Origin of the sequence: Marinobacter sp. NFXS9, assembly GCF_040148665.1 — a bacterium.
Classification (GTDB): Bacteria; Pseudomonadota; Gammaproteobacteria; order Pseudomonadales; family Oleiphilaceae; genus Marinobacter_A; species Marinobacter_A mangrovi.
Genome location: NZ_JAGDDW010000012.1, coordinates 84446 through 111320 on the forward strand (window position 1 = coordinate 84446; position 26875 = coordinate 111320).

At 62.0% G+C, this 26875-nt stretch carries 26 protein-coding genes; 13 read left to right on the forward strand and 13 right to left on the reverse strand.

Translation table 11 applies throughout. The features are described 5' to 3' along the window. Positions 1 to 88: 88 nt before the first annotated feature. Complete coding sequence (locus J3364_RS17140; protein ID WP_349559460.1) at positions 89 to 1714, forward strand: methyl-accepting chemotaxis protein; 1626 nt, start codon at positions 89 to 91, stop codon at positions 1712 to 1714. Positions 1715 to 1749: 35 nt separating this feature from the next. Here J3364_RS17140 and J3364_RS17145 read toward each other — a convergent pair whose 3' ends face one another. The 9 genes from J3364_RS17145 to J3364_RS17185 form a co-directional block, all read right to left on the reverse strand. Beyond that, complete coding sequence (locus J3364_RS17145) at positions 1750 to 1917, reverse strand: hypothetical protein (protein ID WP_349559461.1); 168 nt, start codon at positions 1915 to 1917, stop codon at positions 1750 to 1752. Between the two features lie 185 nt (positions 1918 to 2102). After that, positions 2103 to 2543: a cyanase gene (gene cynS, locus J3364_RS17150; RefSeq protein WP_203142584.1), complete on the reverse strand. Its 441-nt coding sequence runs from the start codon at positions 2541 to 2543 to the stop codon at positions 2103 to 2105. A gap of 177 nt (positions 2544 to 2720) precedes the next feature. After that, a complete protein-coding gene (locus tag J3364_RS17155; protein WP_349559462.1) occupies positions 2721 to 3779 on the reverse strand; it encodes a proline racemase family protein in 1059 nt (352 codons plus the stop codon). A 292-nt stretch (positions 3780 to 4071) separates the two neighbouring features. Then, complete coding sequence (locus tag J3364_RS17160; RefSeq protein ID WP_349559463.1) at positions 4072 to 5199, reverse strand: AI-2E family transporter; 1128 nt, start codon at positions 5197 to 5199, stop codon at positions 4072 to 4074. 110 nt (positions 5200 to 5309) lie between these two features. Further along, positions 5310 to 6200, reverse strand: coding sequence for a 3-hydroxyisobutyrate dehydrogenase (gene mmsB, locus J3364_RS17165; protein WP_349559464.1), 891 nt, complete (start codon positions 6198 to 6200; stop codon positions 5310 to 5312). Between the two features lie 180 nt (positions 6201 to 6380). After that, a complete protein-coding gene (locus J3364_RS17170; protein WP_349559465.1) occupies positions 6381 to 7454 on the reverse strand; it encodes an enoyl-CoA hydratase/isomerase family protein in 1074 nt (357 codons plus the stop codon). A 14-nt stretch (positions 7455 to 7468) separates the two neighbouring features. Continuing rightward, entirely contained in the window at positions 7469 to 8248 is a 780-nt protein-coding gene (locus tag J3364_RS17175; RefSeq protein WP_349559466.1) for an enoyl-CoA hydratase, read from the reverse strand. Positions 8249 to 8261: 13 nt separating this feature from the next. Further along, positions 8262 to 9428 (reverse strand): acyl-CoA dehydrogenase family protein, encoded by a 1167-nt coding sequence (locus J3364_RS17180; RefSeq protein WP_349559467.1) that lies wholly within the window; start codon positions 9426 to 9428, stop codon positions 8262 to 8264. A 12-nt stretch (positions 9429 to 9440) separates the two neighbouring features. Next, on the reverse strand, positions 9441 to 10931 hold the full coding sequence (locus tag J3364_RS17185) for a CoA-acylating methylmalonate-semialdehyde dehydrogenase (RefSeq protein ID WP_349559468.1): 1491 nt from the start codon (positions 10929 to 10931) through the stop codon (positions 9441 to 9443). A gap of 174 nt (positions 10932 to 11105) precedes the next feature. Here J3364_RS17185 and J3364_RS17190 point away from each other — a divergent pair, with 174 nt between their 5' ends. Beyond that, positions 11106 to 11981, forward strand: a complete 876-nt coding sequence (locus J3364_RS17190; protein ID WP_349559469.1) for an AraC family transcriptional regulator — start codon at positions 11106 to 11108, stop codon at positions 11979 to 11981. 92 nt (positions 11982 to 12073) lie between these two features. Beyond that, positions 12074 to 12499 carry an SRPBCC family protein gene (locus J3364_RS17195; RefSeq protein WP_123635283.1) on the forward strand — a complete coding sequence of 142 codons (426 nt, stop codon included), beginning with the start codon at positions 12074 to 12076 and terminating at the stop codon, positions 12497 to 12499. Positions 12500 to 12511: 12 nt separating this feature from the next. Here J3364_RS17195 and J3364_RS17200 read toward each other — a convergent pair whose 3' ends face one another. Further along, complete coding sequence (locus J3364_RS17200; RefSeq protein WP_349559470.1) at positions 12512 to 14359, reverse strand: bifunctional sugar phosphate isomerase/epimerase/4-hydroxyphenylpyruvate dioxygenase family protein; 1848 nt, start codon at positions 14357 to 14359, stop codon at positions 12512 to 12514. Between the two features lie 238 nt (positions 14360 to 14597). Between J3364_RS17200 and pcaQ the strand changes: the two genes are divergently transcribed. The 6 genes from pcaQ (at position 14598) to J3364_RS17230 (ending at position 20588) form a co-directional block, all read left to right on the forward strand. Further along, positions 14598 to 15515 (forward strand): pca operon transcription factor PcaQ, encoded by a 918-nt coding sequence (gene pcaQ, locus J3364_RS17205; protein WP_349559471.1) that lies wholly within the window; start codon positions 14598 to 14600, stop codon positions 15513 to 15515. 116 nt (positions 15516 to 15631) lie between these two features. Next, positions 15632 to 16819: a bifunctional 3-oxoadipate enol-lactonase/4-carboxymuconolactone decarboxylase PcaDC gene (gene pcaDC / locus J3364_RS17210; protein ID WP_349559472.1), complete on the forward strand. Its 1188-nt coding sequence runs from the start codon at positions 15632 to 15634 to the stop codon at positions 16817 to 16819. Beyond that, complete coding sequence (gene pcaH, locus J3364_RS17215) at positions 16816 to 17514, forward strand: protocatechuate 3,4-dioxygenase subunit beta (RefSeq protein WP_349559473.1); 699 nt, start codon at positions 16816 to 16818, stop codon at positions 17512 to 17514. The genes pcaDC and pcaH overlap by 4 nt, the downstream gene beginning before the upstream one ends. A gap of 4 nt (positions 17515 to 17518) precedes the next feature. After that, positions 17519 to 18118, forward strand: coding sequence for a protocatechuate 3,4-dioxygenase subunit alpha (gene pcaG, locus J3364_RS17220; RefSeq protein ID WP_349559474.1), 600 nt, complete (start codon positions 17519 to 17521; stop codon positions 18116 to 18118). Between the two features lie 117 nt (positions 18119 to 18235). After that, positions 18236 to 19576 (forward strand): lyase family protein, encoded by a 1341-nt coding sequence (locus J3364_RS17225; RefSeq protein ID WP_349559475.1) that lies wholly within the window; start codon positions 18236 to 18238, stop codon positions 19574 to 19576. A 76-nt stretch (positions 19577 to 19652) separates the two neighbouring features. After that, a complete protein-coding gene (locus tag J3364_RS17230; protein ID WP_349559476.1) occupies positions 19653 to 20588 on the forward strand; it encodes an AEC family transporter in 936 nt (311 codons plus the stop codon). Positions 20589 to 20600: 12 nt separating this feature from the next. Here J3364_RS17230 and J3364_RS17235 read toward each other — a convergent pair whose 3' ends face one another. Both J3364_RS17235 and J3364_RS17240 read right to left on the reverse strand, forming a co-directional pair. Continuing rightward, positions 20601 to 21266, reverse strand: coding sequence for a GntR family transcriptional regulator (locus tag J3364_RS17235; protein WP_349559477.1), 666 nt, complete (start codon positions 21264 to 21266; stop codon positions 20601 to 20603). 99 nt (positions 21267 to 21365) lie between these two features. Then, the gene (locus J3364_RS17240) at positions 21366 to 22226 is read right to left on the reverse strand and encodes a shikimate dehydrogenase family protein (RefSeq protein ID WP_349559478.1); all 861 of its coding nucleotides are present in this window, start codon (positions 22224 to 22226) and stop codon (positions 21366 to 21368) included. A gap of 615 nt (positions 22227 to 22841) precedes the next feature. Here J3364_RS17240 and J3364_RS17245 point away from each other — a divergent pair. The 4 genes from J3364_RS17245 (at position 22842) to aroQ (ending at position 26135) form a co-directional block, all read left to right on the forward strand. Beyond that, positions 22842 to 23864: a DctP family TRAP transporter solute-binding subunit gene (locus J3364_RS17245; RefSeq protein ID WP_349559479.1), complete on the forward strand. Its 1023-nt coding sequence runs from the start codon at positions 22842 to 22844 to the stop codon at positions 23862 to 23864. A 73-nt stretch (positions 23865 to 23937) separates the two neighbouring features. Then, the gene (locus tag J3364_RS17250) at positions 23938 to 24408 is read left to right on the forward strand and encodes a TRAP transporter small permease (protein ID WP_349559480.1); all 471 of its coding nucleotides are present in this window, start codon (positions 23938 to 23940) and stop codon (positions 24406 to 24408) included. Between the two features lie 4 nt (positions 24409 to 24412). Further along, on the forward strand, positions 24413 to 25681 hold the full coding sequence (locus J3364_RS17255; protein ID WP_349559481.1) for a TRAP transporter large permease: 1269 nt from the start codon (positions 24413 to 24415) through the stop codon (positions 25679 to 25681). Positions 25682 to 25694: 13 nt separating this feature from the next. Beyond that, on the forward strand, positions 25695 to 26135 hold the full coding sequence (aroQ, locus tag J3364_RS17260) for a type II 3-dehydroquinate dehydratase (RefSeq protein ID WP_349559482.1): 441 nt from the start codon (positions 25695 to 25697) through the stop codon (positions 26133 to 26135). A gap of 65 nt (positions 26136 to 26200) precedes the next feature. Here aroQ and J3364_RS17265 read toward each other — a convergent pair whose 3' ends face one another. After that, positions 26201 to 26869: a class I SAM-dependent methyltransferase gene (locus tag J3364_RS17265; protein WP_349559483.1), complete on the reverse strand. Its 669-nt coding sequence runs from the start codon at positions 26867 to 26869 to the stop codon at positions 26201 to 26203. Positions 26870 to 26875 lie beyond the last annotated feature (6 nt).

Genomic DNA, 26875 nt, shown 5'->3' on the forward strand with positions numbered 1-26875 from the left:
AAACTGTAATCTTTCTTTCATAGACTTGTGCGCCAGTCGGGTCGGAACAACCGATCCGACCCTTATTGTCTTGTTTGAGGGTTAACTGATGCACTGGTACACCCGGAGTATCCTGAATCGGGTGCTGACGATTATTATCGGCGCCAACTTGGTCATCGCCATCGTTGCGGGGCTTTACTTCAGCTATTCGCTGGAGGTCAAGGATGAGTTCTACACCCTGGGATCACGGGATCTGGGCCAGGCCATGGAAGTGCAGGACATACTGAGTGAATTCAAAACTCAGGTGCAGGAGTGGAAGAATACGTTGATGCGCGGCCACAAGGCCGACGATCGGAAGAAGTACTGGCAGCAGTTCCAGGATCAGGAAGACAAAGTCCAGGCCGCGCTGAAGGATTTGCTACCGCGCCTTCGCAATGACAAGGCCCGGGATATCCTGACCCGTTTCCAGGCGGCGCATCAGCAAATGGGACAGGCCTACCAAAAAGGCTTTCAAGCCTTTGTCGACTCCGGTTTTGATCACAAAGTCGGCGATGCCGCCGTTCGCGGCATTGATCGCGAGCCCAGCCAGCTTATTGAGAAAGCCGCCATGGATATCCGGGCGGATGCCGTGGCTGACCTCAATCGTCTGGAACAGGACGTTTCCAGTCGCGCCCATACCCTCGGTGCCGTTCTCCTGCTGGCAATCCTGTTGGGAACGATGGGCTGTGTCATCGTTCTGGTGCGGGCCGTTATCCGCCCCACCCAGCAACTGATCAGCAATATCCAAAGGCTGGGTGATGGCGACGCCACCCAGGCTGCCACCCTTGAGCGCCGGGACGAGCTCGGCAAACTGGCCGATGCGGCCCGACAGTTGCACGGTTTCCTGGTCGAGACCAGCCACCAGCTCAGCCGCAATGCCGGCCAGCTGGAAGGCACCCGGGATACCATACGCACCAACGCCAATATGGTGTCGGACCGTGCCGAGGACGCCCACCTGCGAATCGACCAGATTGCGACGGCCATGAACGAAATGTCCGCCACGGCACAGGATGTGGCCCGTCATGCGGCCACCGTCGCCAGTGAAGTCAATGAGACGGCCCGGCAGACCGATGATGCGGACAACCAGATCGAGTCCGCCGTCGACAGCATGGAACGGCTGGTTGCCCAGATCCGCAGCTCCAGCGACACCGTGTCCAAGCTCGCCGATGATGGCCAGAAGGTGGGCAAGGTGATGGAAGTGATTCGGGAGATTGCCGACCAGACCAACCTGCTGGCGCTGAACGCCGCCATTGAGGCGGCACGGGCCGGCGAAGCGGGCCGTGGCTTTGCAGTGGTGGCCGATGAGGTGCGTACCCTCGCCTCCAAGACACAGGACGCCACGGTAGAAATCGATCGCATCATCGGAACGATTCAATCCGGCTCCCGCGATGCGATGGAATTCATGCGCGCCAGCGAGGTGGTCGGTCAACAAAGCAGTGAAGCGGTCTCGACGGTCAGGGCCAGCCTGGGGGATATCCGCCAGCGGATGACCCAGGTGAACGATGCGACCACCCAGGTGGCCACCGCCGCGGAAGAGCAGACCAGTGTCTGCGAGGATATCAACCGGAACGTGGCCGGCGTGGCTGAAATTTCAGAAGCCATGAGCAAGGCGGCCCAGAACAACCTGGCCACCGTCCCGGAACTGGAGAGCATGGCCGGCGAAGCCAATCGACTGGCCGGCCGTATCCGCACCTGAAAACAGCCGGGCCCGTTACCGGGCCCGCGACAACTTCAAAATGCGCCGCCGGTCGCCGACAGCAGGCCGGCGACGAGCGCCACGCCCAGCGCGATACCGGCCACCTTGAGGCCCTCGAGCAGTTCCCGGTCGCGGGGTGCGGTTTTATCCAGTGGTGCCCCGGAATTCCCGACCAGACGGTTCTTCCTTAACAGCATCTGCATGGTCAGCCCCTCTTTGGACAAAATCGATCAATGCCATTAGCAATTACAATATGAGAATTATTCTCATTTGTAAAACATTTTCCGATAGCATTTATTGATACCGATTTGCATCCTGATTAGCAGACCATTCCGCGGACTGGCACGAGCTGAAAAATTTGGCCAAGCCGATCAGTCCGGGGCGGCAGTCACCACTTCTTGTAGGGCAGGAACTTCCCGTTCATGGTAACCACAACCCGGTCGCCCGCCGGGTTCTCCTCCTTGTCTACCGACAGGGTGAAGTCGATGGCGCTCATGATGCCGTCACCGAATTTCTCATGGATCAGTGCCTTCATCGTATCGCCGTAGACACCCGTCACTTCGTAGAAACGGTAGATCAGCGGGTCCTTGGGGACCGTCCAGTCCCAACTCTTGTACGGGCAATCCTGCAGCGCCGCGGCCACCTCGCCGTCGAGTCCCAGCACCTCACACAGCGCTGAGGCCTTGTCTTCGGTCATGCTGTTGGCGCCGAAGCAGACGGACGTTGTGAAAACCGGCGACAGGCCGACGGCCTCCGCGATGGCTTCCCAAGTCATCCCCTTGCTGTTCTTGGCATCCAGAATCCTGGCGGTCATCAGTTCTTTGTTCATGACACTCTCCCCATTGTTGGTCGTGTGCACTGCGGTGGTGCCTCAAAAGCAGGCGTTCGCCCGGAAAAGGCCCGGTCCGTCGTCGTGCCAGGGAGAGGTTGCAATTGATGCGCCACGGAGACGCAAAGAGAACGGGAGGCACCGGCGGCCCAGGTGGGACGCCGGTGTTCAGGGAGATCAGCCGGGCCAGGTATCCAGTACGTCTTCCAGATCCGTGCTGTCCACCAATGGGTCGTCAAGATCCACCACGATTTCGGAGCGGGCCAGGGTCCAGGCCCTGCCGGTGATGTCGCTGTCCATGGCCCGGTGCCCGGCGACGGTCGCCTCGCCCAGTACCTTGCCCACAAACGAGCTGCCCCGTGGCGAGACGGTCTCGATCCACTGACCTTCGTGGATGTCGCCGGCGTCGTACATCAGCGCCAGTCGTGCGGACGTCCCGGTCCCGGTGGGACTGCGGCAAATCACGCCGGGATGCACATAGGTCGCCGACGGCGTTCGATAACCCTCGCTGCCCACCGGCTCCAGTGGGCCCATGAAATGGGCGAACGGCAAGGGGCCGACCTCGCCCAGCTCCGGATGCTGCTGGGTGACCTGCGGTCGCGCCGCCGTCACCAGGGCATGACCAAAAGCGGCCAAGGCCGGCATTTCATCCGCGGTCAGCTTGAAACCGAAATGGGCCGCGTCCACCAGCGCGAAATAAGCCCCACTCCAGACCAGGTCGTAGCGAACCTGGCCGTAATGCGGCACATCGACAACCTGATCCCGGGCCTCCACATAGGCCGGCTCGCCCTGGGTGGTGATCGACTGGACCCGGCCGTTCTCATTGTAGGCCTTGATGTGCGCCAGGCCGGCCGGTGACTCCAGCACGATCGACTGCTCGCCCTCCTCCATCGGGATAATCCCGCTCTGCAGGACGGCCGTGGCGGTGCAAATGGTGTTGGAGCCTGAATACAGGGGATACCCCATCGCCTCCATGATGATGTAGCCCGCCTGGGCCTTGGGATTGGACGGTTCGACGATCAGGTCCAGGGACATGTAGGGATCGCCGTAGGGTTCAGACAACAACAGGCGCCGGAATCCGTCCCCGTGTTGCTGGATGTAGCGCATTTTCTCGAGCACCGAGTCGCCGGGGAGTTGCCCGACCCCGTAGGTGATGATGCGGCTGACATCGCCGCCTGACTGCATATCGATCAGGCCGATGGACCGCATCCGGTGCGGGCTGTGGTCATCCTTCATACGTCACCCCCAAACGGTTTGACGGGCCGACGCCTGCACCACGTAACATTTGGTCCCATCCATCGACTCGAACGGATCGGACGAATTTTCTGGCTGCTGGGGACATCACACCCTCCCTTCGTTGTGTTCGAATGGCGACACAAGCATCGCTTTACGGTTCACCTGTCAGGTTAGGTCATTTTCCAGCCGTGGGTATAGGGGGGGGGGGGCAGCCCTAACGGATCAAACGCCGGGCGGACCGAATCGGAAAGCCGCCCGGAACCGTCGCCAGGCGACCGATACCGGCCGGGTCCTAGCGGGCAATGACGCGGTAGACCGGACGCAGCCTGGGGATCTGCTTCAACACCACCTGCAGGACGGTCATCAGCGGTACCGCCATCACGACACCAATCGCGCCCCACAGCCAGCCCCAGAAGAAAATCGACAGGAAGATCACCACGGGATTGATCGACATCCGGAAACCATGGATATAGGGCTCCAGGAAAAACCCAACCACCGAGGTCAGTGCCAGATAGCCCACCGGCGCGATCATCATCATCCACAACTGGTCCAGCGTGGTCAGCGAGATCACCGCCAGCAGGCCAACGGTGCCGATGACCCCGAGATACGGGACGAAACGCGCCAGCCCCGCAATCAGCCCCCAGACCACTGGGGACGGCAAGCCCACGGCCCAGCACATCAGACCGGTCAAAACGCCGACCAGCAGGTTGCTCGCGCTGATCACCATCAGGTACTGGGCAATCTGGGACTGGGAATCCCGGACCACCCGCAGCACCATACGTCGGTCGTCCCTCGGCAGCTGACGCACGAAATTGCGGATCAGGTTGTCGCCGCTGACCAGCAGGAAGTAGCTCAGGGCCAACGCCAACGCCAGGCCGGTGGCGCCATTACGCAACTTGGTGAACATCGTCTGCTGCCAGGAGTTGGACTGCACCACCACCTTGGTGGGCTCATCCCCCTTGGACAGCTCATCCATCTTCTTCTCGACCTTGCGGGCCGATTCGGTAACGCGTTCCAGACTTGCGGTGATGCCCTTGCCGCCCACCAGCAGTCGCGACATACCTTCCGGGGCTTTCTCGACCCATTCCATGATGGGTGACGACACCGCCCAGCCTACGCCGGCCATACCGGCCAAGAGCCCCAGGATCAGTACCAGGGCCGTCACGCCACGAGGTACCCTCCAGCGCTTGCGGGCGCCCCGCACCGCTGGCGCCATCAGCAGGCTGGCCAGTATTGCCAGTGTAATCGGCAGGATGATCTGGTGAGCAACGTAGAGCGTGTAGAGAATCCCGAGCGTGAACAGACCGTAGATGGGCGTCGCCAGGTTGTTCGGGATGGTCAGTCCAGCCAGGGTGCGCGTGTCGGGTGTGACGTCGTTGTCTTCGTTATCGGAACCGGACTGTCGGGACTCGTCGGTCATGCAGGGGGAACTCCTTGTGGGCTGCGGTGCCGTCTGTTTTTGTCGCCACAGTCTAGCGGAGTCGACCACCGCGAATCCATGCGGATGACGCGGTGGTCATGTTCGCGGACCTATTCTTCGCCGCGGTAGAAGCGCTGGATGCTGGAGAAGTCCAGACGACCGTTCCCCTGCTGGCCATGCAGCGCGTACATATTACGCGCCAGCGAGCCCATGGGAATCGGTGCCTTGTTCTTGATGGCGTTGTCGAACGCCAGGCCCAGATCCTTGTTCATCAGGTCCACCAGGAAGCCGCCCTGATAGTCATTGGACGCTGGCACGCCCTCCATCACACCCGGCCAAGGGTTGTAGACGTTCAACGCCCAGTTGCCGCCGGAACTCTGGCGCATGATCTCGGACAGGACTGACGGATCCAGGCCGTTCTTCACGCCCAGCGCCAGCGCCTCGCAGGTGCCGTTCATCAGGATCGCCAGCAGCATGTTGTTGCAGATCTTGGCCACCTGACCGGCGCCGTGGGGGCCGGCGTGGAAGATGTTCTTGCCCATGCCCTCGAGGATCGGCTTGGCCTTCTCGAAGGCCGTATCCTCGCCGCCGCAGATAAAAGTCAGCGTGCCGGCTTTGGCACCGCCCACACCGCCGGACACCGGGGCATCCAGGAAGGCGATGCCCTTTTCGGTCGCTTTCTCGGCCACGCCCCGGGCGGTTTCCGGCGCGATGGTGGAGGAATCGATGACCAGTGTGGACGACGTCAGGGTATTGAGCAGCCCTTCGTCGCCGAGATAAACCGCTTCCACATGCTCACCGGCCGGCAGCATGGTGATCAGGACTTCTGCGCCCTCGGCGGCAGCATGGACGGTATCAGCGGTGCGGGCACCGTCGTCCACCAGTGCCTTGACCGCATCGGCGGAGAGGTCAAAGACCGTCACGGCGTGACCGGCCTTGATGAGGTTGTGGGCCATGGGGCCGCCCATGTTGCCCAGTCCGATAAAGGTGATGTTGGCCATGTTTCGTTCTCCTGTTGTTTTTGTTCGGTCGTTAGCAGCGGTTAATCCCCCTCTCCCCAACCCTCTCCCGCAAGGGGAGAGGGAGCTCTTCCTCGAGATCGCCTTTAAAGCCCCCCTCTCCCCTCGAGGGAGAGGGGCCGGGGGAGAGGGGGGAGGCCATCCCCAATGATCCAATTAAATCTACTCGAAAAAACTCTCTACCCAAGCCGGATCCATATTCTCCAGCGACGGATACCGCCAGCGGGGCTGCTTGTCCTTATCGATCAGCAGCGCCCGGATGCCTTCGGCAAACTCGCCCTTCTCGAGGCATCGGGTCGACAGCTTCAGCTCTTTGTCGAAAACCGTCTTCAGGCCGTCCAGCCGGGTTTCCCGCAGCTGGCGGTCCAGGATCGCCATGGTGGTGGGCGAGCCGGTCCTGGCGACTTTGGCGGCCTTCTGGAACCAGACATCGTCGCCGTCATAGTCGGCGATGCGCTGCACCTGCGTGGCCAGATCGTCCGCGTCCATCATCGTGTTGATGGCGTCCAGGCGCTCGCGCACGGCGGACGTCGGCATGACCGCGACGGATTCCCGCTCGAACGTGCGGAGGACGCTGTTGACCGCCGTTTCCGCCGACACGGACAGCTGCTCCGACTGCACCAGCGCGTCCAGCACGGCGTTCTTGTGATCGTGGGCAATCCGCCGGTCCGCCATCCCCAGAAAACAGGCATCCGCCGCGTTCAGGTGGACACCAGTCAGACCGATGAACAGGCCCAGGTGACCGGGCATATGGTTCAGGAACCAGCTGGCGCCGACGTCCGGGTAGAGACCGATGGTCACTTCCGGCATCGCCACCCGCGACTGCTCGGTGACGACGCGATGCGACGCCCCGGCCAGCAGGCCGACACCGCCGCCCATGACGAAGCCATGGCCCCAGGCCACGACCGGCTTCGGGAAGGTGTGGATCTGATAATCGAGTGCGTACTCTTCGGTGAAGAACTCAACGCCCTCGTCCGGGCCAGACGCGCCTTCGGTCATGGAGCGATACAGGGCGACGATGTCACCGCCCGCGCAGAATGCCTTGTCGCCGGCGCCTTCCAGCCAGACTGCGGCAATCCCGTCGTCCTTTGCCCACTGGTCGAGCCGGTCTTCCAGCGCCCGGATCATGGGCAGGGACAGGGAATTCAGCGCCTTGGGCTGATTCAGGGTGGCTACGCCGATGCGCTTGCCACCGGCGGCCGCCTTCTCGTCAAAGAGGATGGCTTGTTCTGACATGCTGACTCCAACCGTTACCGGTTCTTCCATTCGGGTTTGCGTTTTTCCAGGAAGGCGTTGACGCCCTCACGTTGGTCATCGGTGGCGAACAGTTCCACGAACAGCTCGCGCTCCATGCGCCAGCCATCGTCGTGAGACCGGCCGTCACGGGCACTCATCACCAGCGACTTGCAGCGGGCGATGGACGACGGGCTCTGTTTGCACGCCATCTCCGCCAGCTCGATGGCCTTCTCCAGCGACTGCCCGGTGGGCACCACCTCTTCCACCAGACCGATGTCCAGGGCCTTGTCCGCCTTCACACGCTCACCGCACAGGATCATGCGCTTGGCCCAGCCCTCGCCCACCAGCCAGGGCAGGTTCTGGGTGCCGCCGGCGCAGGGCAGCAGGCCAACACCCGCTTCCGGCAGGGCCATCTGGGCGTGCTCTTCGGCGATTCGGATGTCGCAGGCCATGGCGCATTCCAGACCACCGCCCATGGCGTAGCCGTTGACCGCCGCAATCGACACGCCGCGGAACCGGCTCAGGGTCGCAAAGGCGTGGCCGAATGCCTGGGCCATGCGGTTGGCACGGCCTTCGTCACCGTCGGCAAACGTTTTCAGGTCGGCGCCGGCGGAGAAGAACTTCTCGCCCTGCCCGGTCACCACCAGGGCAAAGATATTGCGGTCGGCGTTCAGGGCCTCAATCGTCTCTGCCAGGGCACCCAGGGACTCTTCGGTCCAGGTGTTGGCCGGTGGGTTGTTGATGGTCAGGATGGCTACATGCCCGCGATTTTCGAGCTGGATCAGATCGCTCATTACCGTGTTCTCCTTATTGAATCGCTTCGACGACGCCGGACTCGAGCACCCGGCGGGCGACGATCAGTCGCATGATTTCGTTGGTGCCTTCCAGGATCTGATGCACCCGCAGGTCGCGCACGTAACGCTCCAGTGGGTATTCACGGATGTAGCCGTAGCCCCCATGCAGTTGCAAGGCCTGGTTGCAGACCTCGAAGCAGGCATCGGTGGCGAACCGCTTGGCCATGGCGCAGTGCAGCGTGGCCTCGGCATCGCCGTGATCCAGCTTCCAGGCCGCCAGCCGCACCATCTGCCGGGACGCCACCAGGTCGGTCGCCATGTCCGCCAGCTTGAACTGCAACGCCTGGAAGTCGGCCAGGTGACGGCCGAACTGGCTACGTTCGTGCATATAATCCCGGGTACGCGACAAGGCCGCCTGGGCGCCGCCCAGTGAGCAGGTGGCGATGTTCAGGCGACCGCCATCCAGCCCTTTCATGGCGAAGCGGAAACCCTCGCCTTCCTCGCCCAGCCGGTTTTCCGACGGCACGTAGACATTGTCGAAACTGACCTGGCGGGTCGGCTGACTGTGCCAGCCCATCTTGTCTTCCGACTTGCCGTAGTGAATGCCCTCGCTGTTCGCCGGGACGACGAACGCGGAGATGCCTTTGGCGCCGCTGTCCGGCGCGCCGGTGCGGGCCATCACCACCAGCATTTGCGTGGCACCGGCCCCGGAGATGAACACCTTGGAGCCGGTCAGGCGATAGCCGTCGCCGTCGGAGACCGCCTTGGTCTGCAGGTTGGCGGCGTCCGATCCGGCACCGGGTTCGGTCAGACAGTAGGAGCCCAGCCACTCACCGCTGGCCATGCGCGGCGCGATGTCCTGCTTCACGGTCTCGCTGCCGAAGCAGGCCACCATCCAGGTGGCCATGTTGTGGATGGTGATGTAGGCCGCCGTGGACGGACAGGCCGCCGCCAGTTCCTCGACGATGACCGAGGTGTCCAGCCGTGACAGCCCCATGCCGCCGCAGTCTTCCGGCGTGTAGAGGCCGCAGAAGCCGAGTTCCCCGGCCTCGCGGATCACTTCCAGCGGGAAGGTATGGTCGATATCCCAACCGGCCGCATGCGGCGCCATGGCCTTCTCGGCGAAAGCCTTGGCGGCATCACGATAGGCCAGCTGGTCTTCGTTCAGCGCGAAATCCATAACCGGCCACCCTTAATGCATGCGGATGGAGAAGTTCGGTCCCGCCACCGCGTCGCTGGAGAACCAGCGGGCCGTGATGGTCTTGGTTTCGGTGTAGAACTTCACAGCCTGCTTGCCATAGGCGTGCTGGTCGCCGTAGAACGAGCCTTTCCAGCCGGTGAAGGAGAAGAACGGCAGGGGCACCGGAATGGGAATGTTGATCCCCACCTGACCCACTTCAATTTCATGCTGGAAGCGACGGGCCGCACCACCGGAGTTGGTGAAGATCGAAGTGCCGTTACCGTAGGGGCTGTTGTTGATCAGTTCGATCGCCTCACCCAGGTTGTCGACTTCCATGCAGCTCAGGACCGGGCCGAAAATCTCTTCCTTGTAAATGTCCATCTCCGGCTTCACGCCGGCAAACAGCGTCGGGCCAACCCAGTTGCCGTCCGGCAGACCGTCCACGGTGCAACCGCGACCGTCCAGCAGCAGGCGTGCGCCCTCTTCCTCGCCACGACCGATCAACTGTTCGATCCGATCCTTGGCCTTGGCACTGATGACCGGACCGTAGCTGGCGCCCGAGTCGTTCCAGGCCCCCGGACGCACTTTCGCCAGGGCCTCTTTCACTTCCGGAATCCACTCCTGGGCCTCGCCCACGAAGACGGCCACGGAGATCGCCATGCAACGCTGACCGGCGGCACCGACAGACGCCCCAACCAGGGCACTGATCACCTGATCCTTGTCCGCATCCGGCAGGACCACCATGTGGTTCTTGGCGCCGGCGAAGCTCTGTACGCGCTTCATGTTCTTGGTGCCGGTCTCATAGATGTATCGGCCGACCGGAACGGAACCGACGAAGGACACCGCCTTGATGGCCGGATCAGTCAGCAGCTTGTCTACCTGCGGCTTGGCGCCGTGGATGACTTGCAGGACGCCTTTGGGCGCACCCGCTTCGACGAACAGTTCCGCCAGACGGGTCGGGGTCAGCGGATCCTGCTCGGAGGGTTTCAGGATGAACGTGTTGCCTGAAGCAATGGCCATCGGGAACATCCACAGCGGAATCATGGCCGGGAAGTTGAACGGGGTGATGCCGGCACACACGCCCAGCGGCTGGGTGTAGGAATAGGTGTCGATTTCGCGGGCCACGTTCTCGACCGTCTCGCCCATCATCAGGGACGGGATGTTGGCCGCGTGCTCCACGACTTCGATGCCGCGCCAAACGTCGCCCTTGGCGTCCTCGAAGGTCTTGCCGGTTTCCAGGGACAGGATTTCGGCGATTTCGTCGTGGTGCTCTTTCAGCAGGGCCTGGTAACGCATCATCAGACGGGCCCGCTCGGACACCGGGGTTTCCTTCCAGGTCTTGAAGGCTTCGCCGGCGTTGGCGATGGCACGCTGCATCTCGTCTTCGGTAGCGCAGGGCACCTGGGCAATCACTTCGTTGGTGGCGGGATTGGTGACTTCAATCCAGTCGTTGGTCGCGCTTTGGCAAAACTCGCCTTCAATAAAAAGTGGCACTTTTTTCATATGGATTCCCCTGTTGTTCTTGTCGGAAAGGAGGAGGTACTCAAGCGACACACACCGCTTCAGCACCGACTTTGAAATGATCCTAGCACAGCGGAATAGATGATTAGATTGACTAAATTTCGCTCGTGATGGATTATTTTTCGAAAACACTCACAACAACAATCAGGACGGAGAATGACCCGCACGTCACAATGGCCGCTGCCATCGGACAGCATCCGCTACGTGGTGCCGTCGCGCATGGTGCAGATGCTCGACACCCACCCGCTGACCCGGGACCTGTATCCGCTGGCCTTCGGCCATTACCGGCAGGCGCGGGGCCATCACATGCATCGCCAGCATCACGACGACCACCTGCTGATCTACTGCACCGACGGCCGGGCACACCTGAATGTGGAAGGCGAAAGCCACCATATCCACGCCGGCGACCTGCTGCTGTTGCCCAAGGGCGCCGCCCACCGCTACAGCGCGGACACCGACCAGCCCTGGTCGCTGCACTGGGTCCACTTCGCCGGATCCCTTGCCGGGGCCTTCAACGAACACATGGGGTTTTCCCGGCAAACGCTGATTCGACACGTGGGCCAACAGCCGCGATTGCTGGTGGATTTCAACGGTCTGCTATCGGTCCAGCAAACCGGCTTTCGCCCATCGGGGCTGATCCACGCGGCCAACCGGTTACGCCAGTTGCTGACCGCCGTTCCGCTGTGTGCCGAACCGCTGGCCCATCGCCAGCCGCTGGACCTGGACAGCCTGCACGGCTTCATGAAGGAACACCTGGATGAGCGTTTGACCCTGGAAAACCTGGCGGAACTGTCCGGCCTGTCGCCGGCCCACTTCGCGACCCGCTACCGCTCACTGACCGGCGTCGCGCCCATCCAGCATTTCCTGCACCTCAAGGTGGAAAGGGCCTGCCAGTTGCTGGACAACTCGGACCTGTCGTTCCGGTCGATCAGCGACAGCCTGGGCTACGAGGACAGCTACTATTTCTCGCGCCTGTTCAAGAAGGTGATGGGCGTGTCGCCGCGGGATTACCGGCATACCCGACGGCATTGAGGGCCAAATGATGGTCAGGAGCAGACCGCCCTCTTCAGTTGACGGGAAAAACTGATAGTCTGGACCACCTGACAACAAGAACGGACCCAGACATGGCCAGCTATACCATTGAAATTCAGGAACAATACGATTTGCCGAAGGACAAGGTCTTTGCCCTGTTCTCCGACCACAAGCGACTGGGCGGCGTGCTCGGCGCCCCGATCAAGCGCATCAAGGACAGCAACCAGGCCGACCCCAATGGCGTTGGTTCCGTCCGCCGCATCGGTGTCGGCCCGCTCGGCCTGGAGGAAACGGTGATCGCGTTTGAGCAGGACGCGCTGATCGAATACACCGTGACCAGCATGAGCCCGATCCGCAACCACCTGGGCCGCATCCGCTTTGCCGATGTCGCCGGTAAGACCGTGGTGAACTACACCATCCGCTTCGACGACTTCATCCCCTTCAGCGGCAAGGTGATCAGCGCCGGTCTGGAACAGGCCATCCGGCGCGGCATGAAAAAGGTGCCGAAACTGGCTTAAAACAGCCCTATTTCAGTTGGCTTCCCGGCGGTATTCCCGCGCCTGGGAAGCCAGGCGGATGTGGGCATTGGCCTCGCCATAGCGGTTATAACCGCCCTTCCGCTGCACCACCTCAAAAAACACACCGTGCACTTCCCGCGTGTAGGCGTGGAAGAATTCCCCGTCGTCGTTGCGATCGTAGAGGATGTTCAGTGCCTGCATGCGCGCCAGTTGCTCCGGATCGATCGCAAAGCGGGCATCCAGGTCCCGGTAGTAGTTGTCCGGAATGGGCAGCAGGTGCTCACTGCCGATGGCTTCTGCCGCGGCAAAGATATCGTCGCAGGTGCAGGCGATCTGCTGCACGCCGGATCCCCGTGACTTGCTGAGGAACCGTTGCGCCGACGCCTCCCGGGCGGCGGACATGTTGATAGGAATCCGCACCCGCCCGTTGGGACTCATGGCCACGCGGCTGACCACCAGCCCGTAGATATCCGGCAGGTCGGTGCTGGGCTCCACGTCGAAGCCAAACAGCGATTTGTAGAAGAAAGACGCCGACAGGAAGTCAGTGTTGGAGACGGTCTGGCCGATGTGGTCGATACTCTCCAGACCAATCCCGTCTGTATCAGTCGATCCCACCTGGAGAAAGTCCACATCAAAGAAGCGCACGCCCTCGCGCTTTTCCACCAGGTACACCAGGCTGTCGCCAATGCCCCGAATCGCCGGGATGTTCAGCTCGCCCGGGCCACTCTGGTTGGCGAACCGGGTGCTGCGATAGCGCTCGGTGCGGGCCAGCATCTGCGTCAGGTCGGAGGTTGCCAGGGCCAAGGCGCAGACGGAAACGCCGTGCTTTTCGAAGTGCTCGTGGGCCTGACTGGCCGGCTCGCGATTGAGCACCAGGTTGATATCCCCCTGGCGCATCAGGCTGACCTGTTTGGAGCGGTGGCGATGGGTCTCGCGGAAACCGAGGGTCTTCAGCAGCTGGATCAGCTCCTCGCCGCTGTCACCGGCCACCGCGAATTCGATGAATTCCACGTCGGTGATCTCCGGCACCGTCGGCGTATCGGCCGCCGGCGCCGTCTTCTCTTCAAGCCAGATCAGCGAGCGCATGCCATCGACGGCTTTCTCCAGCGGCGATGACGCACGGAATTCGTCGTTGAAGATCTCGTGGGACAGGTAATCGTCGAAGCCCTTGTCACGCAGGCATTGCACAAACTCGGTCACCGGCAGGTCGCCCTGCCCCGGGAAGCAGCGAAAATGGCGGCTGTAGTGCAAAACGTCCATCTGCAGGCTGGGGGCATCCGCCACTTGCACCAGCGCAATCCGGTCGACGGGAATCTCGTCGCGCAGCAGATCCAGCGTGTTGCCCCGGGCGAACATGTGGAAGGTGTCCAGGATGATGCCCAGATTGGGATGGTCGGCGCGCTTGACGATGTCCCAGGCCACATCGTAATCCGCCACGTGACGGCCCCACGCCAGGGCTTCGTACCCGACAGAAAAACCCTCGAGGCGGGCCATCTCGGCCAGTTCGGCCAGGTCGGCCGCGGCCCGGTCCCGGTCGTCGATGACATGGGGGGAGACATTGCTGCAGATCAGCAGGCGTTTCGTGCCCAATTCGTGCATCAACTCAAACTTGCGCCGGGCCCGGTAAAAATTCTGCGAGCGGAACGGTTCGGGCATGGCCTCAAAATCGCGGAAGGGCTGCAAGGCCAGAATGTCCAGCCCAAGCTCCGCAGCCAGGGCGCGCACATCGGCCGGCGTGCCGTCGTACTGGGTCAGATCGTTCTCGAAAATCTCCACGCCGTCGTAGCCCGCCTTCGCGGCCGCGCGCAGCTTGTCTTCCAGGGAACCGGAAATGGAAACGGTTGCCAGAGATTTTTTCATGATTCAGACCCCATGGATTGCGGTGGATCCAGCCGATCCCGCCAGCGCCGATTGATCCGGACGACCTACCGGACGTTTCTCTCACACTAGTGCCAATGCCAGACCCTGAAAAATGAATTAACTGGTCCTGCACATATCGAATTCGATATGCCATAGTGACATTCAGCCTTTTATTTGTTGAAAATCAATATCCGTCCAAACAAATAAAAAACATCCTATATTTTAGAGAATCACCACCATGCTTGAGAACCGTATCAAGTACCGTCACTTGCAGTGTTTTCTCGAAGTGGCTCGCCAGGGCAGCGTTGGCGGGGCCGCTGATGTGCTCGCGCTGACCCAGCCGGCCGTGTCGAAAAAGCTGAAGGAGCTGGAAGAGATGCTGGGCGTGCGCCTGATGGAGCGCAGCAAGAAAGGCGTGGAGCTGACCCAGTTCGGCGAGGTGTTCCTGCGTTACGCCGGCGCCAGCGTGGCGGCCCTGCGGGAAGGCACCAACAGTATCCTGCAGGCCCAGCAGGGTGGTAAAACCCAGCTGATCATCGGCGTGCTGCCGACGGTCGCCGCCAGTGTCCTGCCCCAGGCGGTCAAGCGCTTCCGCCAGGGCGGGCTGGATGTGACGCTGAAACTCGTGGCCGGCCCCAACACCCTGCTGCTCAGTCAGCTCCGCGTCGGCGAACTGGATCTGGTCGTCGGCCGTCTGGCGGAGCCGGACCTGATGTCGGGCCTGTCCTTCCAGCATCTTTATTCCGAACGCGTGACGTTTGTGGTCCGCCCGGGTCACCCGCTGCTGAAAAGCCCGTCTCTGAATCTCAAGACCATCAGCGAATACACCGTCCTTTATCCGCCCAAGGACTCCATCATCGCCGCCCCCGTCGAGCGCTTCCTGCTTGCCCACGGCATCGGCACCCTGCCCGATCGCATCGAGACCATCTCCGATGCTTTCGGCAAGGAATACATCCGTCAGACCGATGCGGTCTGGATCATTTCCCGGGGGGTCGTCGCGCGGGAAATTGAGATCGGCGACTTTGCCGAGCTGCCGCTGGAAACCACGGAAACCCTGGGCCAGGTCGGCCTGACCACCCGCGCCGACACCCAACCCACACCGGCCCTGCAGCTGTTTATGAATGCGGTCAGGGATTGCGCCCGGCAGACCGACTGAGCCGCACCCAACGCATGCCGAATTCAATATACAAAAACGACAAAGGGTCATTTTACATATCAAAAGTGTTGCATAAGAGTAGAGCCAAAGCCGCCAAAAACGATAGGCCCTGATTCATGCACATCCTTTCTGTCAATGGACAGACGCTCCATTACCAGCTGGACGGTCCGGCCCATCTGCCGCTGATCGTCTTCTCGAACTCGCTGGGTACCGACCTGCGAGTCTGGGAACCGCTGCTGCCTTACCTGCGCGACCAGTTCCGCTTCCTGCGCTACGACAAGCGGGGCCATGGACTCTCGTCTTGCCCGCCGGCGCCTTACCAGCCGGACGATCACATCAACGATCTGATCGGCCTGCTCGACGCGCTGGAATTGTCACAGGTGAACCTGTGCGGCCTGTCTGTCGGCGGCCAGATTGCCCAGGGCGTGGCGGCACGCCGGCCCGATCTGGTGAAGAACCTGATTCTGTGTGACACCGCCCATCGCATCGGTACGGCCGACATGTGGAACACCCGCATCGACGCGCTTGTCGACCAGGGTCTCGAAAGCATGGCCGACGGCATTCTGGAGCGTTGGTTTGGTGCTCAATTCCATGACGAACAGGGTGGCACCATGCCCCTGTGGCGCAACATGCTGGTGCGCACGCCGGTAGAAGGCTACGGGGGCACCTGTGCCGCCATCCGCGATACCGACCTGGAAGCCGGTACCCGCGAGCTCAAACAGCCGACCCTGTGCGTGGTGGGTTCGGAAGACGGCTCAACGCCGCCTGATCTGGTCCGCAGCCTTGCAGACCTGATTCCGGACAGCCGTTTCGAAGTCATCGAGGGGGCCGGTCATCTGCCCTGCGTGGAACAACCGAAAGCGCTGGCCCATTTGATCGTGGATTTCCTGAGTCAGCACACTCCCGCCTCAAGCCGCTACGAGCTGGGCATGACCGTGCGCCGTTCCGTGCTGGGCAACGCCCATGTGGACCGGGCCGAAGCCAACAAGACGTCGTTTGACGAGCCGTTCCAGCGCTTCATCACCGAAAGCGCCTGGGGCTCGGTCTGGAGCCGTCCGACCCTGAGCCGGCGCGACCGCAGCCTGATCACCATTGCCCTGATGGCCGCCCTGGGCCATGAGGACGAACTGGCCATGCACGTCCGGGCAACCCGTCAGACGGGCGCGTCGCTGGAGGAAGTACGCGAGACATTGCTGCACCTCGGTGTCTATGCCGGTGTGCCGGCCTCCAATACGGCCATCCGCATTGCCAAAGACGCCTACAAAAGCATCGGCGTCGCTATTGATGGAGAGACGGAACAATGAGCAAATTCACACCACGTGACTGGGCCAGTCATCCCAGCTATCTCAGCCCCGAGTACAAGTCCTCCCGCCTGCGCGGTGTCTCCCGCAACCTGGTGGAGATCGATCCGGAACTGGCCGAACTGACCGGACCAGCTTTCGGTGAAGAGGTGCTTGGCCCGCTGGACAACGACCTGACCCGCAACGGCCGCGTGAACGGCGAGCCGCTAGGCGAGCGCATCATCGTCACCGGCCGGGTGCTGGATGAGAACGGCGATCCGGTGCCCAACACGCTGGTGGAAGTGTGGCAGGCCAACGCGGCCGGTCGTTACGTTCACATCCGAGATCAGCACGACGCGCCGCTGGATCCGAACTTCCTCGGTGCTGGCCGCTGCCTGTCCGACGAGAACGGCGAGTACCGGTTCATCACCATCAAGCCCGGTGCCTACCCCTGGGGCAACCATCCCAACGCCTGGCGTCCGAACCACATTCACTTCTCCCTGTTCGGGCCGACCATCGCCACCCGTCTGGTCACCCAAATGTACTTCCCGGGCGATCCGCTGCTGGACCTGGACCCGATCTACCAGTCCGTACCGGCTCAATCCCGTGAGCGCCTTGTCAGCCAGTTCTCCATCGACGTCACGGAAGAGAATTACGCCCTTGGCTACGTTTTCGACATTGTTCTGCGTGGCGTCAACGCCACGCCAGTGGAGGCCTGATCCCATGGTAATGAAGCAAACACCCTCCCAGACTGTGGGGCCCTACTTCGCCTATGGCCTGACGGCCCAGCAGTACCACTACCCGCATTCCCAGTATGCCGACGGCTGCCTGGTGACCGATCAGACCCAGGGCGAGCGTATCCGCGTTGTCGGCCGTGTGCTCGACGGCCATGGCGACGTGGTGGACGACGCCATGATCGAGATCTGGCAGGCCAACGCCGCCGGACGCTTCGACCACCCCAATGACGCCCGGGAAGCGCGCCCGCTGGATCCGGCCTTCAAGGGCTTTGGCCGTTTCGGCACCGGTACCACGCCAGACAACAGCTTCCGCTTCGACACCATCAAGCCCGGCGCGATCCGCGACGGCGTGGCGCCGTTCATCAGCGTCATCGTGTTCGGTCGCGGAATCATGAACCACGCCTACACGCGTCTGTATTTCAGTGACGAAACCACGGCGAATGCCGCGGACCCGGTGCTGGAGAAGGTACCTGCGGACCGTCGCAACACCCTGATCGCGACCCGCAACGACACCGCCACCGGCGTCGAATACCGTTTCGATATCCGGATGCAGGGGGACAACGAAACCGTGTTCTTCGATTTCTGAGCGCCGCTTGCAACACGGCAGCCCCCGACGGATTTCTTCAGGGGCTGTCGGACCCGCTATCATGGGATAGCGGGCATCCGCCCTTCCCGATCACCAGCGATGGACGCCAACGCCCCTATGTTTCAGGTATCGCCTTTCGACTCCCAGCTCTACGGCCAGTTACTCACCGATGCCAAAACCGCACAGCATCTGGGAGACGCCGCCCAAATCCGGGCCATGCTGACCGTCGAAGGGGAGCTGGCACTGGCCCAGGCGGAAGCAGGGTTGATCCCGCAGGACGCCGCCGACGCCATTGTCGCTGCGGCGGCGGCCCTGACACCGGATCCGGCCAGGCTGGCGAAAGGCGTTGCCTCGGCCGGGGTGCCGGTACCGGCGCTGGTCAAAGCGCTGAAGAAGGCCCTGCCCGCCGAGCACGCCCGCTGGGTCCACTTTGGCGCCACCAGCCAGGACATCGTCGACACGGCGCTGATCCTTAATATTCGCGAGATTCTGATCGACCATCAGGCTCGCCTGCTTGCCGTCATCAACGGCCTGGCCGACCTGGCGGAGACGCATCGCGGCACGCTGATCGCCGGTCGAACCCGTACCCAGCAGGCCGTGCCTATGAGCTTCGGACTGAAAGTGGCCCAATGGCTGGCGCCGCTACTGCACCAACTGGATCGCCTGGACGAACTGCGTCCACGCCTGCTCCGCCTGCAGCTGGGCGGCGCCGTCGGCACCCTGGCAGCCATGGGCGACAGCGCCGCCGACATCAACGAGCGGCTGGCAAAGCGTCTGGATCTGGTTGCCGGACCCTGCTGGCACACGCAACGGGATACCCTGGCGGAACTGTCCGGCTGGCTTGGCCTGACAACCGGAAGCCTCGGCAAGATGGCCCAGGACTGGCTCTGGCTGGCCCAGTCGGAAGTGGGTGAAATTCGCTTCAGCAACGGCGGGGGCTCCTCCACCATGCCGCAGAAGTGCAATCCGGTGGACGCGGAAATCATCGTGGCCATGGCCCGCACCAGTGCGGCCGCCGTCGGCCAGATGCACCAGACCCTGTTGCAGGAACACGAACGCAGCGGCAGCGCCTGGACCCAGGAGTGGTTCCAGTTGCCACAGCAGCTCATGGCTTCAAGCGTTGCGCTTCGTCACGCTCTGGACGGACTCCGGTTTATCGAGATTCATGACCAGCGCATGCGCGCCAACCTGGACGCCTACAACGGCGTCATCTACGCCGAAGCCGCCACCTTCGAACTGGCCCGCTCGATGGGACGGGACAAGGCGTCCGATCTGGTCAAGCAGTGCGCCGAGGAAGCCCTCTCGGGCGACCGCCACCTGCTGCAGCGGATCGAAGACCGCACCGGCGAGCACATCGACGCAGACCAGCTGGCCCAGCAATTAGTCGCAGGCGGCGCGACCGGTCGCTGGCTAACTGATATTCTGGAACAGGCCCGGCTCAAAACGGCCGCGGCCTGATCCGTCCACCATTCCACACGCCTGACGCCGACCTGTCATAACCGGGATGGCGCCACCGTGTGCGCAAGGAGTGCGCTTGCTTTCCATCCTCTCTACGACGGCACCGATTTTCATCATCATTGCACTGGGATTCATTGCCGTACGGACCCGCTTATTCCCCGCAGAAGCCGTGGCCGGCCTGGGTCGATTCGTCATCTATTTCGCCCTGCCGGCACTGATCTTCAGTACCGTGTCGCAAATGGCCTTCAGCGAGGTCATCGACCGGCATTACCTGCTGGTTTACGGTCTGGGATCGATGCTCGCCTTCGTTGCCGGCATTGGACTGAGCAAGATGCTCAAGGGGGATAGCCTGAGCCAGGGGGCCATCAAGGGCATGGGCATGTCGATGTCCAACAGCGCCTTTGTCGGGCTGCCGGTGTTGCTGCTGGCCTTCGACGACCCGCCCACCAACGCCTTTGCGATGAACCTGATGATCGAGAATATGGTCGTCCTGCCGGTGGCCCTGATCGTGATGGAATTCAGTCAGGGTCGCGGCAACAGCCAATCCCTGGGCGCCATCATCCGCCCGGTGGCCGGCCGGGTCATCCGCAACCCGCTGGTAATTGCGATCGTGGCCGGGGTCCTGGCCTCGCTGGCCAACGTCGAGGTACCCCAGGTACTGCAGGACAGTCTGGATATGCTGGGCCGCACGTCGGCGACCGTGGCCCTGTTCTTCGTGGGCGCGTCACTGGTGGGCACGTCGCTGCGCGGGAATATCGGCGAAATTGGCGGGGTGGCGCTGGGCAAACTGACGCTGCATCCGTTGATGATGGTGCTGCTGATCTGGCTGTTGCCGGACTTCGATCCGCAGTTGCAGACCGCGGCCATCCTGCTGGCGGCCATGCCCATGGCCAGCGTGTATCCGATTATCGGCAGCCTTTACGGCTATCGCCGGCTGACTTCCAGCATCCTGCTGGCGGGAACGGTGCTGTCGTTCTTCAGTATTTCGATCGCCCTGGCCGTGCTGTTCTAGCAGGACACCCTGTCACAGTGGCAACTCACGCCCCGCCACAATATGACGGGTCAGCAAGTCCACGGCACCCTCTTCGTCGTCCTTCATGATCAGGTCGAGCAACGCCTGGTGGTCGTCGATGCTGGCCTGGCCACGGAAAGGTCGCTTCTCCAGCGCCAGCACCTGGTAGCGCATGAACAGTTCGATCACCGAGGCGTGGTAGCGGATCAACTGGCGTGAGTTGCAGTTGGCGACGAGCGCCCGGTGGAAGGCGCGGTCGGTCTGCTCCCATTCGTCCACATGGGCGGTTTCGTCCTCCATCATCAGCTTTTCCATGCAGGTCAGCCGGTAATGGGCGCTGACGAGGCCGGATTTCCAGTCCATCGCATTGTCGCGGTTGGCCATGGATTGCCGCAGGCCACGGGTTTCCAGCATGACTCGCAGATCCACCAGTTCTTCCAGGTCGCGCTTGGACACCGGATTGACCCGAAACCCCTTCTGGTCCTCGAACGCCACGAACCCATCGGACACCAGCCGCATCAGCGTCTCGCGCAATGTGTTGACGCTGGCATCGTACCGGTCACGCAACTCATTCAACTTGAGTTTGTAACCGGGCTCCAGGCGCCCCGTCGCGATGTCGTTGCGCAACCGTTCATAGACGGTGCGACCGACCAGTTTGCGGTCAACGGCAATGTTCATGACACATCCATAGCAATGACTGAATAGAACCGGCTCAATATTACAATATGCTTGGCCGACTGTATGCCCGCCCCGGTCGTCTTGGACCGACGGTCTGCCTCAATCGCCGATCAGGTCGCTGCGGATATCAAAGCGCTCGCGGAACTGGCGGATAACCGGCAACGGATCACGGACCTCGATACCGGTAAAAATCTCGAACGCATCGATGCCCTGATGAATAAACAGGTCGAATCCGGACACGATGGCCAGGTCATGGGCACGGGCCTGCACCAGAAATTCGGTGTCCAGCGGTGTATAGACGGCGTCGAAGGCCCAGCGTTGATCGCCCATCCAGTCGGCCGGCACCGGTAACCCCGGCGTCTTGTAATGCCCCACCGGCGTGCAGTTCACCAGTCCATCGGCACCGCGCACCGCCGCCTCGACCTCGTCCCGGGCCAGGGCCCGGGCCGGGAATCCCGCCTCGGTCAGGGACTGCGCCAACGATGCAGCGCTGTCCGGGTCCAGGTCGGTGATCAACAATTCGCTGGCCCCCACCTCAAACAGGGCAAACGCCACGGCTCGACCCACGCCCCCGGCCCCGATCAAAACGACCTGACCGGCAGGCGCCTCGCCAATGCGACGCCGATACCCGCGGATAAAGCCGGTGTAGTCGGTGTTGTGCGCGACCACGCGACTGTCTGCCAGCGCCAACGTGTTGGTCGAACCAACCCGCGCGGCTGACGGCCGAACCTCGTCCGCCAGTCCGAGCACCAACTGCTTGAAGGGAAAAGTGACATTCGTACCGCGGTAGCCTTCCTCACGCAGGGCCTGCAACATCCCGCTCAATGCGGCCTCGCCCGCATCGGCGGGTTCGCGCAGGTGGTAGACCACCGGCAGGCCGTGGATCTCTCCCAGCATGTCGTGCAGCGCCGGTGAGCGGGACTGGGCGATGGACAGGCCGATAAGCCCGAGCTTGAACATAACAACACTCCCGGAGAGTGAGATCAGCCGTCGGGCTGACCGGTTGCAAAATAAGGGACGGCGAACGCCGGGTTCGCCCTGTGCTGTTTTGATCTTACGCACCGCCGTCAGAAAAACTCAATACGTAGATTGATTTTTAAAATATAGGATACTTTTATTTTTACCCACTCAAATGACTCAAAAAAGGCGCCCGTATAGTCCGCCCTTCAACCTATAAGCGTCTATATTTCAATCAATTACCGAAATTTCCGGCGGCAATCGGGCGCCGGAAAATCAGGGTGTAAAACCGGCTTTATATTCCTAATTCGATATACCAAAAGGTAAAAACCTCATTTTCCATGCCAATAACCATAGTACACAGTGGCAAAAAGGCGTCGTTTCGGAGTGACTCTTCCGGATCGGCGCCGCGGTCGAAGTGCACGGGCCGGCGTCGGTCAGCGCCTTTGTCCGTCCGAGTCAAAATATAGGGTATTTTTTACTTCACCCCATTAAATTGACTCGATTGAATGGCATTGCTAGTGTCCGGACTGCCGTCGGTCCATACCCGGTGACGGTGGTCGGCTCAAAACAACAATCAACCGGAGTGGTGGTGACAGCCGCCGGATGGAGTCAACAATGAAACTCACGACAAGAACCCTGGGCGTCCTGATGGGACTCGCCCTGTCGGCATTCACCCTGCCGTCCCTGGCCGCCGACATCGAACTGTCTTTCGGCCACGTCGATCCCCAGGACTGGACCACCTCCAAGAAAGGCGCCGCGGCCAAGGTCTTCAAGGATATGGTGGAAGGCCAAACAGGCGGGCGCATCGCTGTGAACGTCTATCCGGCCAGCCAGTTGGGCGGCGAAATGGACATGCTCCAGACAGCGCAGGACGGCGTCCTCAGCATCGTCATGGCATCAGGCAGCTTCACCCAGCTCTGCCCGGAAGCCCAGGTGCTCAATATTCCCTACCTGTTTCCCTCGGCGCCGGTCGCCTGGGACGTCCTTGACGGTCCCTTCGGCAAAGCCCTGAGCGACCACTGCCTCAAGAAAACCGGCCTGCGTATCCTCGCTTACGGCGAGACCGGCTTCCGTAACTTCACCAACTCCAAACGCCCGGTGGCCGAGCCCAAGGATCTGAACGGTCTCAAGATTCGGGTGATGACCACGCCGCTGTTCGTGGAAATGGTAAAGGCCCTGGGTGCCGAGCCAACACCGATCGCCTGGCCGGAAGTGCCCTCTGCCCTGGCCACCGGCGTGGTGGACGGTCAGGAGAACCCGGTCGGCACCATCTACAACATGAAGTTCTACCAGATGCAGGATTACCTGACCCTGGACGGGCACGTCTACGGCACGGACTTCCTGGTCATCAACAACGACATCTTTGAGAACCTCTCCCCCGAAGACCAACGCCTGGTCCGCACGGCGGCCCGCACGGCCGGCATGGTCGGGCGCGCCATCCAGCAGGTGAATTCCGCTGAAGGCCTGTCCGAACTGGCCGACAAGGGCATGACCATCACCAAGCCCACCAAGGAGCAGCTGGCCAAATTCCAGGCGGCCGCTCAGCCGGCGGTGATCCATTGGCTCAAAGGCGAGCTGGATCCTGAATGGATCACCCGCGTCCAGGACGCCGTCAAGCAAGCCACTGCGGCTGAATAACGGCTGTCCGTTCACCGCGGACCGGCTCTCATCGCCGGCTCGTTTCGGGACTCAAATTCGGGGAACAAGACTCATGAAACGGCTTTTCAAGCAACTCATGGCCTGGCTGACCGGCGGCTCACTGTTCGTGATCTTTGCCGTGGTCCTGGTCAGCAGCCTGATGCGTTACCTGTTTGATGCCCCGCTCCAGTGGAGTGAGGAAATCGCCCGCTACGGCATGATCTACGGCGCCCTGTTCGGCACCGTCCTGTGCTACCTCGAGGGCCTGCACATCAGGTTCGAGCTGGTCGAAAACCTGCTGTCCGAGCCGCTGCGCAAGGTTTGCGCTGTGCTGTCCGATGTGGTCGCACTGGTCTGTGGCGGAGTGCTGACCTGGGCCGGCTACGGGCTGGTCACCACCCGCGGCGACCTATTGGCACCGGCCACCGGCCTGCCGATGGCGACTTTCCAGTCCGCCATGTGGATCGGCGGCCTGTGCCTGACCATTGCCGCCCTGATCCGCCTGGCGGAGTACCTGCCAACCAACAGCCCGCAGAGCGAATAACAACATGGTTGCCTTCATTACCCTCATTGTCCTGCTCGCCATTGGCGCGCCGATCGCCTTTGCGATCCTGCTGTCGATCGTCGGCTACCTGAGCCAGACGCCATATCCGATGAGCCTGATTGCCACCCGCGTGTTCTCCGGGCTCGACTCCTTCGCCATCCTCGCCATCCCGCTATTCGTGCTGGCCGGCGAGCTGATGAACGAGAGCGGCATTACCGGCCGCATCATCAAGTTCGCCAACGCCCTGGTCGGCCACATGAAGGCCGGGCTGGCGCAGGTGAACATCTGGGCGTCGGTGATCTTTGCCGGCCTGTCGGGTTCCGCGGTGGCCGACACCTCGGCCCTGGGTCGCATCTTTATCCCGGAAATGGAGAAGGATGGCTACCCGCGGGATTTCGCCGCAGCGCTGACGGCCGCCTCGTCTGTGATCGGCCCGATGATTCCGCCCAGCATTCCGGTGATCATCTACGCCCTGATCACCACCGGCGCCTCCGTACCCGGCCTGTTCCTGGCGGGGGTGGCCCCGGGCATCCTGCTGGCCATCGGCCTGTCGATCTACGTCCGTTTCCGGGCCGGCCACTACGCACCGGTCCACCCGAAAAAGACGACCCGTGAGCGGTTCAAGGCGCTGGGAGAAGCCTGGATTCCACTGTTCATGCCGGTGTTTATCGTCGGTTCGATCCTGACCGGCGTGGTGACGCCCACCGAAGCGGCCGCCCTCGCCGCCGGCTACGCGCTGATTGCCGGCATGTTCGTCATGCGCAGCCTCCACATCAAACAGCTGCCGGGCATTTTCGTCCGGGCCATGCGGGACTCTTCGGTGATCCTGATCATCATCGGCGCAGTGGCCGCCGCCAATTGGCTGCTCACCTTTGCCCGCGTACCGCAAAGCCTGAGTGCCATGGTTCTGGACCAGATTTCCGATCCCTGGATCTTCCTGCTGCTGGTGAACGTGATTCTGCTGGTGGTGGGACTATTCCTGGAAGGCATCGCGGCCATGCTGGTGCTGCTGCCCATCCTGCACCCGATCGCCATGAGCCTTGGTATCGACCCGACCCACTTCGGCATCGTGGTGATCTTCAATCTGATGATCGGCCTGGTGACACCCCCAATGGGTATCTGCCTGTTCGTCTCCAACTCCATTGCCAATGTCGGCATGGGCGCGATTTCCCGCCGCATTATGCCTCTGTTCCTGGTGGAGCTGGTGGTGCTGGCGATCATCACCTTTGTGCCGCAGACCGTGACCTTCCTGCCACGGCTGTTCGGCTACTGATCGAGAGGATGACATGAGCAGAGTGATTGACGTGCTGAACGGGCCCAACCTCAACCTGTTGGGTCAGCGCCAGCCCGAGATCTACGGCCACGAAACGCTGGCCGACATCCGCGCGATGCTGGAAAACCGGGGAACCATCTTCGGTGTCGAAATCGGGTTCTTCCAGAGCAATCATGAAGGCGCGATCATCGACCGCATCCACACAGCCCGGGGTAAAGCGGATGGCCTGATCATCAATCCGGCAGCGCACACCCACACGTCCGTGGCGATTCTCGATGCCCTGAACACGTTCGATGGACCGGTGGTGGAAGTCCATCTGTCCAACGTCCATCAGCGCGAAGCGTTTCGCCACCACTCCTACATTTCCCAGCGGGCTGACGGCGTCATCGCCGGCCTCGGCACCCTCGGCTACCGCGCCGCGCTGGACTATCTCATCGAAAGACTGGACGGGTAGACGACCTCCCTCCCCTGCCCGGTCGCGCATTCCGATGGGGCCGACCGGGTCTTTTTAGTCTTCCTTCATACCGCCACAGGCTTGCGGAACAACGCCACGTCCTTGGCCGGTACCTCCAGCTCCCAGCCCAGAGATTCGGCCAGCCAGCGCAGGGTGCTCTCCCGGTAGAACACGATATGGGTCGGATCACGCCGATAGTGCCAGTTGGCAAAGCGGGCGTCGTCGGTCTGGAAGCAGGTCATCACGCCCAGCCAGCCGCCCGGCTTGAGCAGGTTGTCGAGCTGCCGGAAGACGGTGTTCGGATCCTGCAGGTGCTCGACCACTTCGGTGCAGGTGATGAAATCGTAGGTTCGCTCCAGCGTTTCCGGATTCGGCGCGTAGAAAGGATCGTAGAGGGACACCTCCATGCCTTTGGCGGCCAGCATTCTTGCCAGCGCCGGGCCCGGACCGCAGCCGAAATCCAGCCCGTGGGCCTCGTCCGGCGCGAGAGTCAGGATCGGATCCGCCAGTTTGGTCAAAAAACGCTGGTAGCCTTCGTCCTCGGGATTGTTATCGTGCAGGTCGTAGACGCGTTTCTCCGCATCCCGGTCCAGCCAGTGCTCCGGCGCCATCAGCGTGGCTTCACAGCGACCACAGCGCCAGTACGGCACCTCGCCAACCACCTCCAGCAGACTCAGGTCCTCACCGTGGCAGACGGAACACCGGGCAGGTGCGATCCATTTTTCAGACATCATGACGCT

Coding starts and splice junctions, on each gene's coding strand:
- aroQ (WP_349559482.1), top strand. CDS start 25,695: ATGAGCAGAGTGATTGACGTGCTGAACGGGCCCAACCTCAACCTGTTG.
- pcaG (WP_349559474.1), top strand. CDS start 17,519: ATGGTAATGAAGCAAACACCCTCCCAGACTGTGGGGCCCTACTTCGCC.
- J3364_RS17170 (WP_349559465.1), bottom strand. CDS start 7,454: ATGTCAGAACAAGCCATCCTCTTTGACGAGAAGGCGGCCGCCGGTGGC.
- J3364_RS17160 (WP_349559463.1), bottom strand. CDS start 5,199: ATGACCGACGAGTCCCGACAGTCCGGTTCCGATAACGAAGACAACGAC.
- J3364_RS17180 (WP_349559467.1), bottom strand. CDS start 9,428: ATGGATTTCGCGCTGAACGAAGACCAGCTGGCCTATCGTGATGCCGCC.
- J3364_RS17240 (WP_349559478.1), bottom strand. CDS start 22,226: ATGTTCAAGCTCGGGCTTATCGGCCTGTCCATCGCCCAGTCCCGCTCA.
- J3364_RS17225 (WP_349559475.1), top strand. CDS start 18,236: ATGTTTCAGGTATCGCCTTTCGACTCCCAGCTCTACGGCCAGTTACTC.
- J3364_RS17265 (WP_349559483.1), bottom strand. CDS start 26,869: ATGATGTCTGAAAAATGGATCGCACCTGCCCGGTGTTCCGTCTGCCAC.
- J3364_RS17175 (WP_349559466.1), bottom strand. CDS start 8,248: ATGAGCGATCTGATCCAGCTCGAAAATCGCGGGCATGTAGCCATCCTG.
- J3364_RS17140 (WP_349559460.1), top strand. CDS start 89: ATGCACTGGTACACCCGGAGTATCCTGAATCGGGTGCTGACGATTATT.
- J3364_RS17250 (WP_349559480.1), top strand. CDS start 23,938: ATGAAACGGCTTTTCAAGCAACTCATGGCCTGGCTGACCGGCGGCTCA.
- J3364_RS17155 (WP_349559462.1), bottom strand. CDS start 3,779: ATGAAGGATGACCACAGCCCGCACCGGATGCGGTCCATCGGCCTGATC.
- cynS (WP_203142584.1), bottom strand. CDS start 2,543: ATGAACAAAGAACTGATGACCGCCAGGATTCTGGATGCCAAGAACAGC.
- J3364_RS17185 (WP_349559468.1), bottom strand. CDS start 10,931: ATGAAAAAAGTGCCACTTTTTATTGAAGGCGAGTTTTGCCAAAGCGCG.
- J3364_RS17200 (WP_349559470.1), bottom strand. CDS start 14,359: ATGAAAAAATCTCTGGCAACCGTTTCCATTTCCGGTTCCCTGGAAGAC.
- J3364_RS17145 (WP_349559461.1), bottom strand. CDS start 1,917: ATGCAGATGCTGTTAAGGAAGAACCGTCTGGTCGGGAATTCCGGGGCA.
- J3364_RS17235 (WP_349559477.1), bottom strand. CDS start 21,266: ATGAACATTGCCGTTGACCGCAAACTGGTCGGTCGCACCGTCTATGAA.
- pcaDC (WP_349559472.1), top strand. CDS start 15,632: ATGCACATCCTTTCTGTCAATGGACAGACGCTCCATTACCAGCTGGAC.
- J3364_RS17255 (WP_349559481.1), top strand. CDS start 24,413: ATGGTTGCCTTCATTACCCTCATTGTCCTGCTCGCCATTGGCGCGCCG.
- pcaQ (WP_349559471.1), top strand. CDS start 14,598: ATGCTTGAGAACCGTATCAAGTACCGTCACTTGCAGTGTTTTCTCGAA.
- mmsB (WP_349559464.1), bottom strand. CDS start 6,200: ATGGCCAACATCACCTTTATCGGACTGGGCAACATGGGCGGCCCCATG.
- J3364_RS17190 (WP_349559469.1), top strand. CDS start 11,106: ATGACCCGCACGTCACAATGGCCGCTGCCATCGGACAGCATCCGCTAC.
- J3364_RS17195 (WP_123635283.1), top strand. CDS start 12,074: ATGGCCAGCTATACCATTGAAATTCAGGAACAATACGATTTGCCGAAG.
- J3364_RS17245 (WP_349559479.1), top strand. CDS start 22,842: ATGAAACTCACGACAAGAACCCTGGGCGTCCTGATGGGACTCGCCCTG.
- pcaH (WP_349559473.1), top strand. CDS start 16,816: ATGAGCAAATTCACACCACGTGACTGGGCCAGTCATCCCAGCTATCTC.